The 13,621-nt window shown below is 62.8% G+C and carries 14 protein-coding genes; 7 read left to right on the top strand and 7 right to left on the bottom strand.

Going from position 1 to position 13,621, the window contains the following annotated elements; genetic code table 11:
* Positions 1-129 precede the first annotated feature (129 nt).
* Positions 130-1,290 carry an FIST N-terminal domain-containing protein gene (locus ACHFB9_RS15980; RefSeq protein WP_417068462.1) on the top strand — a complete coding sequence of 387 codons (1,161 nt, stop codon included), beginning with the start codon at positions 130-132 and terminating at the stop codon, positions 1,288-1,290.
* On the top strand, positions 1,287-2,825 hold the full coding sequence (locus ACHFB9_RS15985) for a diguanylate cyclase domain-containing protein (protein ID WP_417068463.1): 1,539 nt from the start codon (positions 1,287-1,289) through the stop codon (positions 2,823-2,825). The genes ACHFB9_RS15980 and ACHFB9_RS15985 overlap by 4 nt, the downstream gene beginning before the upstream one ends.
* A gap of 216 nt (positions 2,826-3,041) precedes the next feature.
* Here ACHFB9_RS15985 and ACHFB9_RS15990 read toward each other — a convergent pair whose 3' ends face one another.
* On the bottom strand, positions 3,042-5,255 hold the full coding sequence (locus ACHFB9_RS15990; RefSeq protein ID WP_417068464.1) for an OsmC domain/YcaO domain-containing protein: 2,214 nt from the start codon (positions 5,253-5,255) through the stop codon (positions 3,042-3,044).
* Positions 5,256-5,670: 415 nt separating this feature from the next.
* Here ACHFB9_RS15990 and ACHFB9_RS15995 point away from each other — a divergent pair, with 415 nt between their 5' ends.
* Positions 5,671-5,856: a CsbD family protein gene (locus ACHFB9_RS15995; RefSeq protein WP_417068465.1), complete on the top strand. Its 186-nt coding sequence runs from the start codon at positions 5,671-5,673 to the stop codon at positions 5,854-5,856.
* A 370-nt stretch (positions 5,857-6,226) separates the two neighbouring features.
* Here the strand turns inward: ACHFB9_RS15995 and ACHFB9_RS16000 are convergent, their stop codons facing one another.
* The 5 genes from ACHFB9_RS16000 to ACHFB9_RS16020 form a co-directional block, all read right to left on the bottom strand.
* Positions 6,227-6,520 carry a putative quinol monooxygenase gene (locus ACHFB9_RS16000; protein ID WP_417068466.1) on the bottom strand — a complete coding sequence of 98 codons (294 nt, stop codon included), beginning with the start codon at positions 6,518-6,520 and terminating at the stop codon, positions 6,227-6,229.
* A gap of 71 nt (positions 6,521-6,591) precedes the next feature.
* Complete coding sequence (locus ACHFB9_RS16005) at positions 6,592-6,963, bottom strand: cupin domain-containing protein (RefSeq protein WP_417068468.1); 372 nt, start codon at positions 6,961-6,963, stop codon at positions 6,592-6,594.
* A gap of 112 nt (positions 6,964-7,075) precedes the next feature.
* A complete protein-coding gene (locus tag ACHFB9_RS16010) occupies positions 7,076-7,264 on the bottom strand; it encodes a tautomerase family protein (protein ID WP_417068469.1) in 189 nt (62 codons plus the stop codon).
* Between the two features lie 71 nt (positions 7,265-7,335).
* Positions 7,336-8,334, bottom strand: coding sequence for an alpha/beta fold hydrolase (locus tag ACHFB9_RS16015; protein ID WP_417068470.1), 999 nt, complete (start codon positions 8,332-8,334; stop codon positions 7,336-7,338).
* A gap of 90 nt (positions 8,335-8,424) precedes the next feature.
* Positions 8,425-9,051, bottom strand: coding sequence for an NADPH-dependent F420 reductase (locus tag ACHFB9_RS16020; RefSeq protein WP_417068471.1), 627 nt, complete (start codon positions 9,049-9,051; stop codon positions 8,425-8,427).
* Positions 9,052-9,149: 98 nt separating this feature from the next.
* Between ACHFB9_RS16020 and ACHFB9_RS16025 the strand changes: the two genes are divergently transcribed.
* The gene (locus ACHFB9_RS16025) at positions 9,150-10,070 is read left to right on the top strand and encodes a LysR family transcriptional regulator (RefSeq protein ID WP_417068473.1); all 921 of its coding nucleotides are present in this window, start codon (positions 9,150-9,152) and stop codon (positions 10,068-10,070) included.
* Positions 10,071-10,098: 28 nt separating this feature from the next.
* On the opposite strand, the gene cadR is transcribed toward ACHFB9_RS16025, so the two are convergent.
* A complete protein-coding gene (gene cadR / locus ACHFB9_RS16030) occupies positions 10,099-10,569 on the bottom strand; it encodes a Cd(II)/Pb(II)-responsive transcriptional regulator (protein ID WP_417071415.1) in 471 nt (156 codons plus the stop codon).
* A gap of 111 nt (positions 10,570-10,680) precedes the next feature.
* Between cadR and ACHFB9_RS16035 the strand changes: the two genes are divergently transcribed.
* From ACHFB9_RS16035 to ACHFB9_RS16045, 3 genes are all read left to right on the top strand, one after another.
* Positions 10,681-11,034 (top strand): hypothetical protein, encoded by a 354-nt coding sequence (locus tag ACHFB9_RS16035; RefSeq protein ID WP_417068475.1) that lies wholly within the window; start codon positions 10,681-10,683, stop codon positions 11,032-11,034.
* Between the two features lie 100 nt (positions 11,035-11,134).
* On the top strand, positions 11,135-12,439 hold the full coding sequence (locus ACHFB9_RS16040; RefSeq protein WP_417068476.1) for a TolC family protein: 1,305 nt from the start codon (positions 11,135-11,137) through the stop codon (positions 12,437-12,439).
* Complete coding sequence (locus tag ACHFB9_RS16045) at positions 12,436-13,617, top strand: efflux RND transporter periplasmic adaptor subunit (protein WP_417068477.1); 1,182 nt, start codon at positions 12,436-12,438, stop codon at positions 13,615-13,617. Before ACHFB9_RS16040 ends, ACHFB9_RS16045 begins: the two co-directional genes overlap by 4 nt.
* Positions 13,618-13,621: the final 4 nt, after the last annotated feature.

Genomic DNA, 13,621 nt, shown 5'->3' on the forward strand with positions numbered 1-13,621 from the left:
CCCGACGTCTCTCCTCGTAAAGCCAGCTCCAGGCCCGAACCCGGTCTATGCTCATCAATGCCTGCCAGGGAAGATACCCTCGGCAGAGCTTCACGAACGCAGTCGCTTTCACCTTGTGCGGGGGATTCCATGCCAGAGCGGGCGGCGGATCATGTCGTGCAGGGGCCGCGCATCGGCCAGACCTGTCTGCGCTCGACTCCTGAAGCGGCAGCCGCCGAACTCGCCGCGCAGCTCGAGCAGCCGGGGCTCGGTCTCGTCCTGCTCTTCCTCGGCGATATCGAGTCCCCGGAGCGCTTCTGCACCGAATTCAGCGCCCGGCTCAGAGGGGCTAGCGTCCTGGGGGTCAGCGCGGCAGCCGAAATCGGCCCCCAGGGGTATCTGCAGCACAGCGTGGCCGGCGTCAGCTTCCGCCGAAATGATCTGCCCTTCGCTTTCGGCGTGCTCGAATCGCTGTCCACGGCCAATCTCCGGAAGATCCACCACTTCACCTCGGCACTGATCGACGATCTGCGCATGCGCTCCCCCGCGATGACTCCCGCGAACAGCTTTGCGCTGATGATGATCGAAGGGACTTCGGAACGGATTGCCCATGCCTTTCACGACGGACTGGACGGACTGCGCCTGATCGGTGGAACGGCATCAACGGCGCAGGCCGACGGCCAAACGCGGCTCTTCGTCGATGGCCGGCTCGTCCGGGACGCGGCCGCGCTGATCGTGGCGTCGACCGGATTGCCTTTCCGGATCTTCAAGGCTCAACACTATTCGGCGGGAGACCCGCCCCTGGTCGTCACCGGAGCGATCCCCGAACAGCGAATCGTCACGGAGCTGAACGGCCTGCCCGCAGCCCGGGAATACGCGAGGGCGATCGGGTTGGATCCGGCCGCGATCTGCACCGATGTGTTCGCAACCCGCCCCCTGATCTGCCGGCTCGGCAACAACAGCTTCATCCGCTCGATCCGCTTCGCCGCACCTGAAGGGGCGCTGACTTTTTTCTGCTCGGTCGAGGAAGGCACGGTGCTCAGGCCGGCCGTGCGCAAGGGCATGACCGAGAGCCTGAGCGACACCTTTGCGGACATCCGCGCAAGCCTCGGCGAACCGTCAGTGACGCTGGGTTTCGACTGCGTGCTGCGCCGTACCGAGATGATCGCAACCGGCTCCGCCAGGAAGATAGAGAGGATTCTGATGCGGATGAAGATGGTCGGATTCAGCACCTTCGGCGAGCAGTACTGCGGCATGCACATCAACCAGACGATGACCGGCATCACCTTCGGGAAGCCGAATCCGCGATGATCCCCCCTCTCGACATCCGCTGCGCGTCCGCGGACACCGCGGGACTGCACGAGGAAATCCGCCGCCGCGACCGGATCATCGCGGCCCTGATCCGGCAGATCGAAACGGGCATCAACACCGAGAGCAACTTCGGACTGCTGCAGAGCACGCTCGCGCTCGAAAGGCTGGTCCAGCTCCGCACCGAAGCGCTGCATCAGAGCATGGAAGAGATGGAGGCCTTCATCGCCCACGCTCCGCTCGGGATCGTCTTCACCCGCGACCACGTCATTCTTCGCTACAACCGCCAGTTCGCAAAGATGTTCGGTTTTCACGGCGACGAAGCCGTCGGGCAGAACACACGCACCCTGTTCCGTTCGGACGACGAGTTCGAAGCGGCCATAGCGCTCGTCGATCCTTCATTGAGCACCGAGAAGTCCTACCGCCTGGATTCCTATTTCCGCCACAGCAACGGCACCGATCTCTGGGTGCACTCGATCGGCCATGCCCTCGCCCGCAAAGAGACGGGGGCGAGCGCGCTATGGATGATGGAGGACAGGACCAGCATCCGAAGGGCCGAGGACGCGCTCAGCCAGAGCCATCAGGAACTGCTCGAACGCACGCTGGAACTCTCGCGGCGGGAACAGGAGCTGCGCACCGTCATCGACAACGCTTACGACGCCTACGTCAGTCTCGACGAGAATGGCACGGTGCTGAGCAGGAACAAGCGAGCGGAAGAGATCTTCGGCTGGACGACGTTCGAAGCCATGGGACGTCCGCTGAGCGAGCTGATCATCCCGCCGGAGGCGGTCGGGGGATTCCTGGCAGGGCTGAACTCCCTCGCCGGGGAGGACAAGTGCCCCGAGCTGCTGGCCCGCCGCCGGGATGGCTCAACGCTGACGGCGGAGATCCGGATCAGTCTTCTGGATTTCGGAGAACACCGGGTTTTCAGCGCCTTCCTGACCGACATCTCGGCGCGCAAGGCCCAGGAAAGGCTGAGGGAGCACGAAGCGAGGCACGATGCGCTGACCGGGCTGCCGAACCGGCGCGAGCTGATGGATCAGCTGAACCGAGCGATCGCGCGCAGCCAGCGCAGCGGCAACGCGCTGGGCGTGATCTTCCTCGATCTGGACGGCTTCAAATCCGTCAATGACAGTCATGGGCACGAGACCGGGGACGCGCTGCTCGTCCGGGTCGCGCAGCGTCTGACCGAGGAAATCCGCGAGACGGACACGGTCGCCCGCCTGGCGGGCGACGAGTTCGTCATCGTGCAGGAAGCGGCCAACCCGCGGCTCGACGATGCGGCCCAGACCGCCTCCCGGCTGATCGCCCGCGTCTCCCGCCCCATCCCGATCGGGGACATCAGCGTCCAGGTCGGGTGCAGCATTGGCATGCTGATCTTCAGGTCAGGCTGTCACCAGAACGCGGAGGAACTGATCCAGCAGGCCGACCAGGCGATGTATCGGGCCAAACGGGCCGGCAAAGGACGCAGCGTCATCATCGAGCTGAACCCCGATCCGCCAGAAGGCGAGGCCGGATCCATTGGCCCGCTCGCCTGAGACGAGGCTCAGCGGACAGAGCTCTCGCCGCTTCCAGCCCGGCAAGGCTCTCCCGGCCAACGCCGCCGCGGCTCCGCGCGAAATTCTCGCTCGCCGAACGCACGCTCCCGGCGCGTTGCGAACGGCCAGGCCATGCAAGCGAAGCTTGACCTCGCACACAACGGGGGGCGAGCCCCCCCCCGGTCACTCTCACCGCTGCTCCATGCCCGCCCCCCCCTAACGGGATGAAGCTGCCGCACGGGCGCGCGCGCTGTGCAGTTTCCTGTAGCTGTCGATCAGGCGCTGGTGCCTGTCTAGCCCTTCCAGTTTCATGCTCGTCGGCGTCAGGCCGAAGAAGCGCACGCTGCCGTCCACGGACCCGATCACCGCCTCCATCCGCGAGTTGCCAAACATCCGGCGGAAATTGCCGAGGTAATCGTCCAGTTCCAGGTCGTCGTCCAGCAACACCTCCAGAACCACATCCAGGGCCTGATAGAAAAGTCCGCGTTCTACCGTGTTCTCGTTATATTGCAGATAGGCTTTCACCAGTTCGTGCGCAGGTTCGAATTGCCGCAAGGCAAGGTGGATCAGCAGCTTCAGCTCCAGAATCGTCAACTGCCCCCAGGCCGTATTCTCATCAAACTCTATGCCGATCAGCGTGATGATGTCGGTGTAATCATCGAGCTCGCTGTCTTCCAGGCGTTCGAGCAGCGCTTCCAGCCCGTCATCATCCAGACGATGCAGGTTCAGGATGTCGGCGCGGAACGAGAGCGCCTTGTTGGTGTTATCCCAGACCAGATCCTCCACCGGATAGACCTCCGAATAGCCCGGGACCAGGATGCGGCAGGCCGTTGCGCCGAGCTGGTCATACACCGCCACATACACTTCCTTGCCCAGGCCTTCGAGAATGCCGAACAAGGTCTCGGCTTCCTCGGCATTGGAACTTTTGGCGCCCTGACCCTGGCCGGAAAAATCCCACTCGACAAAGTCGAAATCCGCTTTGGCGCTGAAGAAGCGCCACGACACCACGCCGCTGGAGTCGATAAAGTGCTCGACGAAGTTATTCGGCTCAGTCACGGCATGGCTTTCAAAGGTGGGCCGAGGCAAATCGTTCAGGCCCTCAAAGCTGCGCCCCTGAAGAAGTTCGGTGAGGCTGCGCTCCAGCGCCACCTCCATGTTCGGATGCGCTCCAAACGATGCAAACACGCCGCCGGTACGCGGGTTCATCAAGGTGACGCACATCACGGGGAACTCTCCGCCCAGCGACGCATCCTTGACCAGCACCGGAAAACCCTGCGTCTCCAGCTCCTCGATGCCGGCCAGAATCCCCGGATATTTCGCCAGCACGCCAGGGGGCACATCCGGCAGAGCAAGCTCTCCTTCCAGGATTTCGCGCTTGACCGCCCGTTCGAATATTTCCGACAGGCATTGCACCTGCGCTTCCGCCTGCGTATTCCCGGCGCTCATGCCATTGCTGAGGTAGAGGTTGTCGATCAGGTTGGTCGGAAAATACACCACCGCGCCGTCCGATTGGCGCTGATAGGGCAACGCACAGATGCCGCGCTGCACATTACCGGAGTTGGTGTCGTACAGATGCGAACCGCGCAATTCTCCGTCGGGGTTATAAACCCCCAGGCAGTACTCATCGAGTATTTCAACCGGCAGCGCATCTTCAGGGCCAGGCTTGAACCAGCGCTCGTTCGGGTAATGCACAAACGGCGCATTGGCGATGTCTTCCCCCCAGAACTGGTCATTGTAGAAATGGTTGCAATTGAGCCGCTCGATATACTCGCCCAACGCCGACGCCAGCGCGCTTTCCTTGCTTGCCCCCTTGCCGTTGGTAAAGCACATCGACGAATGCGCATCGCGGATGTGCAGCGACCATACATTGGGAACAAGATTGCGCCACGAAGCGATCTCGATCTTGATGCCCAGGTTCGCCAAGACTCCCGACATATTGGCGATGGTTTTCTCCAGCGGCAGATCCTTACCCACGATACAGGTGCTTGCCTCTGAATCGGGATTCAGTGCGAGCAAGGCCTGAGCGTCGGCATCCAGATTCGCCACCTCCTCGATCACAAACCCCGGCCCGGTCTGCACCACCTTTTTCACCGTGCAGCGCTCGATTGAGCGCAAAATTCCCTGCCTATCCTTGGCAGAGATATCCTCGGGAAGCTCGACCTGAATCTTGAAGATTTGCCGATAGCGATTTTCCGGATCAACGATGTTGTTCTGCGACAGGCGGATGTTCTCAGTGGGAATGCCGCGCGTGTTGCAGTACAGCTTTACAAAGTAAGCCGCGCACAAGGCCGACGAAGCCAGGAAGTAATCGAACGGCCCCGGTGCCGAGCCATCGCCCTTATAGCGGATAGGCTGGTCGGAGATGACCGTGAAGTCATCGAACTTGGCCTCAAGGCGAAGTTTGTCGAGAAAGTTGACCTTAATTTCCATGGGGGAATCCTGAAACGGCGTTCAAAAACGAGTTGACCGCCATTATCGGGCTTCCACCGGGGAAAAACCGGATCGGCCCGGTTTTTCTGGACATGGACCGGGCGATCCAGCGGAGACGGGACTCCTTGCCGGCTTGAGTCATCTCGCGCTCGCCACAGCAGCTCCGTCTCAGCTCGAACTGACTCTCCTGCGAGCCCGCCTGTGGCCTCATCAGCCAACTGCGCCGCCCATCACGTCTGTCCGCTCGCAGAGAGCTTCACCTGCATCCTGTCACGCCTGGGTTTCCGCCCCCCCTCCCCCCACACAGGACCGCGAGCCACCGCATCGGTTCGTTAGCGCACAGACAGGGGAAATTGGCGCATTCAGCCTTGCTTGACGCAGCGAAAGTTGCCAATTCGATAGAGGAGCCTGAGCCATGAACAAGGATCAAATCAAGGGCACCGCAAAAGAGATAGCGGGAAAAGTGCAGGAAACGGCCGGAAAACTGGTAGGCAGCAAGAAGCAGCAGATCAAAGGCCTCGGCAAACAGATATCAGGAAAAGCCGAGAAGAAGTTCGGAGACGCCAAGGAACAGATCAAGGATGCAACGAAGCATTCCTGACTTAGCAGCTTGACCGTCTATGGCCGCGCCATGCGGCCATTTGTTTGGAATGGGAAAGAGCTCGGCGTCCGCAGTGAAATTGACGCGGCTCTTCTGATTGCGCTCCGCGCTAACACGAGCACGGTGTCCGGGTTTGCGACCATTGCGAGAGAAATACCCCGTACAGCCCGGCAAGAGCCTGAGAGCTCTTGCCGGGCTTTGCATCCAGGGGGCAGGAATCGGAAAGTGATCGAAGGCAGCCGTGCCTGGGATTCCAGATATCCTGCACCAGGGAAACCTCTGGAAGCGGGGAAGCCGCGAGTCGGATCGGCTCTCTCGCCTTTCGCAACGTCGGGCTCTTCCCAAGCGGACTTTTCCCGCCGGGCGCGTATCAGTCGTCAAGCGAAGCGAGCCGCTCGATCTGGATGTCGCCGACCAGCTTGTCGGCGAGGCTGGCAACCAGTTCGGCGAAATGGGCCGAGCCATGATGGGCGGCCAGAGCATCATCGTCCGCATAGGTTTCCAGAAGGTTGAAGGTGCTCGCCTTGTCTTCCGAGCGAAACAGCTGATAGCGGACACAGCCGGCTTCGGCGCGCGAAGCCGGGACCATCTTGCGCAGAGCCAACTCGACCTGGCTCACCGCTTCCGGCTTCGCTTCAAGGTTTGCAAATATCGTCGTGGTCATGATTTTCTTCCTGCGGCGGCCAGACCCTGACCACCCAAAATATGAAGAGAGAAAACTGGCGGCGCCAGACTTCATTCGGTGAACTCAGGATCCTCACCCGGTTCAGGAATGGACAGAGGGGTTCCCGGTGCGCCCGAATAGGTATTGACGACCACGCACGCCTCCTCTCCGGTGAATCCACGATGCGCTTCGTTCATCGAATCCAGAACGACATCCCCAGCCTTGATCACCCTCTTCTCGCCCGAACGGCGATCTTCCAGAGTCATAGTTCCCGAAATGACATAGGTTGAACTGGGCAGCGGATGCGTGTGCCAGGGCAAAACCGTATCCGGGGGGATCGAGATCTTGATGACGGTAATCTCGGGACACTCCCCGGGATAGCGTGCATAGACCGTTCCATTCCAGGAAGCTGCGCTTTTTTCAAGTACTTCAACTTTCATCATCGCTCCGTATCTTCAAGCCAGATCTCATCGCCACGGTGACCTTCACCGAGCGCAGGCGGTTCGGCGAGAGGCCTTTTCGGGTTTGAACCCGCCCCGACCTCTCCCTGCTCTTCTACTGATCTCCTCCGAACAGCTTTCCTTCGCCGGCCCAGTTCGACGGGGCGACGTCTTCGAAGATCACGTAGATGTATTTCGGATCGGTGCCGGTATTGCGGACGATGCTCTCCGTGATTTCGGCAGCAACAGCCGCCTTTTCCGTATGACTCTTTCCTTCAAACCATGAAACGCGTACGACGGGCATGAATATCTCCTTGTGGGGAAATGGGGGTTTGCACGAACTGACAAACTGGGGCGCCAGACTAAGCGCTTTGCTCAGCGCTCCAGGAATGCCCGCAGATCGGAAGTGAACTTGAACGGGTTCTTGAAGGCGAGGAAATGGTCGCCCTGTTCCTCCTTGCTGTAGACGTAAAGCGAGGAGTTCGGAATCACCGATTGGGCCCAGCGCTGGCTGGGTAGGTTGTTGCTGTGCTCGCCCGTGAAGATGGCGGTGGGCACATCGATCTTGTGGCGAAGCACATCACGCCAGTCGTTGCTGGCATGATCAAAGAGCACTTGCTTCATGTACTTCGGATCGTTCTGGATGAAGGTATTGGCAAAGGCTTCGGAATTGACGGAGTAAGGCGAATCCTTCGCCATGTAGCGCTGCATCGCCTTCATATCCACGACCAGGCTGTTGGTCGGCACCCCGGAGGTGAACGCGGCCACCATTCTTTCGATCGAAGTGGTCATGCCACCCGAATTGACGCGCTCCTCTTCAGACCAGTCGGCGTGCGAGTAGATCGAAATCGGCTCGTCGATGAAGATGGCCTTGCGGATGCTCTTTGTTCCGAACAGGTCGATATAACTCCAGATCACCGAGGCGCCCATCGACCAGCCGCAGTAATCGGCACTTGCCAGCTTGAGATGACCGCCGAGCTCTTTGAGGTCCATCGCGTAGCGGGCGATCCGGTTACCGTATTCAACGCGCTGCGAGAGCCCCTGGTTGCGCGGATCGAGCACGTAGACGTGATAGCGCTTGCTAAGCAGATACATCACATTGATGTATTCGGCGCCATTGGCCGACCAGCCGGGCACGAAGACGATAGGACGCCCCTTGCCGGCTTCCCAGTAGGCGAGCTTGACGCCATCGCTGGTCCGGAAGGAATTGATCTGCAGATCCTTGAAGTCGGAGAGCTTAGCCGGCAGACCTTCGAGCTTGTTCGGGAAAACGTAGTCTTTGCCCAGAACAGACAGAGCAGGATCCGCTTGTGCAATACAGGCGGCGGCGAGCAGGGACAAACCCAAAAGGGTTCTGGTTATCAGGTTGGGCATGGCAGATCTGACTTCTTTCAGTGATCCAAAGGAGTGACCGCGGAAGGTCGGCACCGCTTGAGCAGTGCCAACGTAAATCCGTGAAAGGCTTTACACGCGCACCCAGGCCGGCGCCACGGACGGGCCCTGACCGAGGAAGAAGCCGAAGTGGATGTTCATCTCGCCGATCGGTTCGATGAAGCGGGCATTGGACAGAGGACCGGCATCGACCGGCTCGAAGCCTGCCGATTTCGCCAGCGCCGACACCGTCTCCTTGGCCGCCGCGTCGTCGCTGGCAACGAAGACCTGCAGGGTCTTGCCGGGGCGGGCCTCGGCGGGAAGGAGCGTCGCAAAGATCGTGTTGAAGGCCTTGACGAGCTTCGCGCCGGGGACGAGCGCCTGGATCTCTTCGGCCGCCGAAGTCGTGTGGCCGATCACGAGGCTCTTGAAGTCGGCGCTGATCGGGTTCGTGATGTCGACCAGCACCTTGCCCGTCACGTCTCCGGCTGCCTTCAGCGCTTCGGCCACCGCGCCATAGGGCAGAGCCAGGATCACGATGTCGGCCAGCTTCACTGCGGCGGCAATCCCGCCACCGACCGCGTTGTGGCCGATCTGGTCGGCCAGGGCCGCGGCTTTAGCCAGATCCCGGGCGCCGATCGCCACTTCATGTCCCGCCGCGGCCAGAGTGCCCGCCAGTCCGGTGCCCATGTTGCCTGTTCCGATGATCGCTACTTTCATTGCGCAACTCCTCGTTGATTGGAGTCGCCACTGTAGGACTTGAAACCAGTTGCGATAAATCCGTGATATGTTTATTTACTTGAAATAGGGAGTTTCCAATGGACCGGCTTTTGAGCATGGAGATCTTCGCCAGGGCGGTCGAGCTCGGCTCCTTCTCCGCCGCGGCGGAGGCGTTGCGCCTATCCCCTCAGCTCGTCGGCAAGCATGTCCTGATGCTGGAGAAGCACCTGGGCGTGCGCCTGCTCAACCGGACGACCCGCCGCCAGCACCTGACCGAGGTCGGCCGGAACTACTACGAACGGGTCAAAAGCATCCTCGCCGAAGTGGAATCGGCGGAGGGGCTCGCCGCGGAAACCCGGGTCAGCCCGCGCGGGCGCCTGAGGGTGAACGCCCCGGTCACCTTCGGCATCCACGCGCTGACCCGCCGCCTGCCGGAGTACCTGAAGGATTACCCCGACGTGTCCATCGACCTAGCGTTGACGAACCGCCAGGTCGATCTGGTCGACGAAGGTTTCGACGTGATCTTCCGCGTCGGCGAGCTCTCCGACAGCGGACTCATCGCTCGCGCACTGGCTCCGTACCGCCTGGTGCTCTGCGCCGCCCCGTCCTATCTTGCCGCCAGCAAGCCGATCACTCACCCGCAGGATCTGACCGGGCACGAGTGCCTGGGCTTCCCCTACACCGAGCTGCGCACGCATTGGACCTTCCTGGGCCCAGGCGGAGACATCACGGTTCCCGTGTCCGGCCGTTTCGTCGTCGACAGCGGTGAGGCGCTACTGTCCGCCGCGCTCGCGGGCATGGGCCTGATGCTGCAGCCCAGCGAACTGGTCCTGCCTGAAATCGAGGCTGGACGGTTGGTCGAACTGCTTCCCGACTTCCCGGTCCCCACCCGGGCGATGCACCTGCTCTACGCGCCGGACCGGCGGATGACCCCGAAACTGCGCAGCTTCGTCGATTTCGCGATCGCGGCTTTCGGTGCCAGGGAATCGCGCGAGCCTGCCGCCCGCGTGAATGCCTGATTCCCGCCGTTCAGAGATGAATCCCGCCTCAGCTCCGCGGGCAAGGACAACTCGCACCCGGCACATGGTCGGTGGCCCCCGGGGCTGAGCTTGCCTGATCGCTTCCCGCGCCCTGTGCCAACTCGGAGAGGATGCCGCACAGGGAGGAAGCCTGAATCGCCTGGCACTGCGCGCGCAGGCGCCGGAGTTCCTGCTCCAGCCTCTGCAGTTCCTGGACGCGATCCGCGACGTGGCCGATGTGCGCATCGAGCAGCGCATTGACCGCGCCGCAGTCCTCGCCCGGCGAATCCTTGAAGTGCAAAAGCACTCTTATCTCTTCGAGCGCCATGTCCAGGCTGCGGCAGTGGCGCACGAAGGCGAGGCGCTGCACATGGGCCTCCGTGTAGATCCGGTAGTTCGCCTCGGTGCGCTCCGCGGCGGGGAGCAGGCCTTCCCGCTCATAGAAACGGATGGTCTCGATCCGGGTCCCGGTGGCCCGCGCCAGCTCGCCAATCTTCATCATGCTTGATCCTCAGTTTTGTGCAGGCGTTGACTCTAACCTCACTACAGAGTTTCTAATCCGACTCTTCGATCAAGTTTGCCTCAAGGCAAGATTGCCAGGCCCGCCCCGATGCGCCGTGTGCTGTTCGCCCTTCTGCTCGTGATCCTGCCGCTCCAGTCCGTCTGGGCTGCGACGGCGGGCTATTGCCTGCACGAGCAGAAAGCGGCGAGCCATATCGGTCACCACGCGCACAAACACCCGCAGACCAAGGCGGAGCGCGGAGGGGAAGCGAAGAGCGTTTCCTCGCCAGGGGTCGATACGGACTGCGCGACCTGCCACCTGGGCGCAACACCTCTGCTGCTGGGGCCCTCGGTGCCGCCCCAGCCTTCGCGATCCGCCCGCCCCAGATTCGTCTACCTCAAGGCGAACCTCTCCCACATCCCCCCTCGGCCTGAACGGCCCGACCGCTTGCTCGCCTCCTGAACGGCGAGCCAATCCCGCTTTTCTCCAGGTCCGCCCTGGAGCGCTGACGGCGGTCCGCTCGCCGAACCCTCCTCTGTTCGTCCTCAATCAGGAAAATTCGATGCGAATCACTATCCTGGCCTTCGCCTGCGCGATGGCCTCATGGCCGGGCCTTGCCTGGCCATCCGACGCCCCCGCTGCCCCGATCGACACGGGCCACCTCAAACTGGCCGAGGCTCTGCGCCTCGCCGAGACCGCAAACCCGGAGCTGCGCCGCGTGGCGGCCCAGCAGTCCGCCGTCGAAGGCGGCCTCCAGGATGCGCGGGCTCTGTTCTTCAACAATCCCCAGCTCTCCGCGGAGCGCACCCGACGCGAAGTCCCGCAAGCAGGCCTTGCCGGAGAGCGGCGCCATGAATGGTCGCTGGGGCTCTCCCAGCCCCTGGAGATCGCAGGACAACAGGCGCACAGGCGCGCCGAGGCCGAAGCGGCCGTGCTGGCATTCGGCACGGAACTGGAGCGGACTCGCCGCGAAGTGCGGGTGGGCACCGCCGAGCAGTTCTATCAGGTGCTCGCGCTGCAACAGCGCCAGGCGATCGAGGCCCAGGCCCGGTTGCTCTTCGAGCGGACCGCCGAAGCGGTCGAAAAGCGCCGCGTGGCCGGCGAGGACACGAGGCTGGACGCCAACGTGGCCTCCGTGGAGCTGGCCCGCGCGCAAGGACAGGTCGATGCGGTCCACGAGCAGTTGATCGCTGCCCGCACAGCCCTGTCCGCGACGCTGCAATTGCCACCCGAGCGCAGCTTCGAGGCCGTGGGACGGCTCGATGAAGGTTTGGACGATGCTCTGCCCTCCCCGACCGAATTGCTGGCGCGTCTCGAAGCCCAGCCCTTGCAGCTCAAGCTTGCCGCACAGGAAGAGATGGCCAGGGCTCGCCTTGCCCTGGAGCGCGCAAGCCGCGTCCCCGACCTCACGGTCGGCTTGAGCCTTGGGCGGGAGGGCAGCCGCGACGCACGCGAGAGGCTCACGACGCTGTCGATCTCCTTGCCCTTGCCTCTGTTCAAGCGCAACGCCGCGGCGATCGGCCAGGCGGGCAGCGCGCTGACCCAGGCGCAGATCGACCGGCTGGCCGGTCAGCGAAACAGCGAATCCGAAACCCGCGCTCTGCTGGCCAGACTCGGAAGCCTGCAGCAGCGCATCCAGCGCCTGCGCTCGTCGGTCGCACCGCGGCTCTCCGACAACGAATCGCTCTCGCTGCGCTCGATGAAAGCCGGCCAGATCGGCCTGCTGGAGCTGATCCAGGTGAGCCGCCAGGTTTTCGACGCGCGCCGCGAGCAGCTCGATGCGCTGCTCGATTACCAGACCACCCGACTGGCGCTCGCCCGGATCACCGGCTTGCCGCTGAATGCTGAAGAAAGGACCGCACGATGAAACGCACTTCGAAAACACTCGCCCTCCCTTTTTCCCTGATCGCCCTCGCCATCAGCCTGAGCGCTTGCGGTACGCGAAGCGAATCCCCCGCCGCAGGGACCGACAAAGCGGACTCGACAGCTCAGTCCGCACCGAAGGACGAGGGCATCAAGCTCTCCGCCGAAGAGATCCGGAATGCGGGCATCAAGCTCGCCAGCTTGAAGCAGGAGTCCATCGCAGCGAGCTTCACCGCGACCGCGACGATCCAGCCCAACCAGGATCGCTATGCCCAGATCGCCGCTCCGGTCGAGGGCCGCGTCGTCTCAATTTCGGCCGCGCTGGGCGAAACCGTCAAGGGTGGCCAGACGCTGGCGATCCTCGACAGCGTGGCGCTGGGTGAGGCGACCTCGGCGCGGACAAGCGCCCAGGCTGCGCTGCGCATCGCCGAATCCGATTTCAAGCGCGCCGAGGCGCTACACCGCGACGAGATCATCGCCACCAAGGATTTCCTGCTCGCCCGCGCGCAATTCGAGAGGGCGCGCGCCGAGCTGCGCGCAGCCGAGGACCGTGTCCGACTGCTAGGCGGGGAAGCCGGCTCTTCAGGGCGGGTCAGCTCCCGGGTCTCAGTGAAGGCGCCGTTCTCCGGCACGGTCGTGATGCGCAAGGCGAGCACCGGCGAACTGGCGAGCCCGGCGAGCCCGCTCTTCGCTGTCGCGGATTTGTCCAAAGTCTGGATCGAGGCGAGCTTGCCCGAAAACCTGCTCTCGCAGGTGCGTCCGGGAGCCAGGGCCCAAGTCACCGTCACCGCCTATCCGGGGGAACGCTTCGAAGGGCGAGTCACCCTGATCGCCAGCATGTTCGACAAGGATTCCCGCACCGTGCCCGCGCGCATCGAGGTCGCCAACAGGGACGGCCGGCTCAAGCCGGACATGTTCGCGTCGGCCCGGATCGAGTCGGAGGCGGCCGCCCACACAGGCCTCTTCATCCCGGACGAAGCGGTGATTCTGCTGCAGGGCCAGCCGACGGTCTTCGTCGCGCGCGGCGCGGCCTTCGAAGCACGCGCGGTCGATTTGGGCGACAAGCTCAACGGACGCTCAGCCGTGAAGTCCGGGCTGAGGGCCGGAGAACAGATCGCGGTATCCGGCGCCTATGCGCTGAAAGCACATCTGCTCAAGTCGCAGATCGGCGATGAGAGCTGAACGG

Origin of the sequence: Niveibacterium terrae, from assembly GCF_048213115.1 — a bacterium.
Classification (GTDB): domain Bacteria; phylum Pseudomonadota; class Gammaproteobacteria; order Burkholderiales; family Rhodocyclaceae; genus Niveibacterium; species Niveibacterium terrae.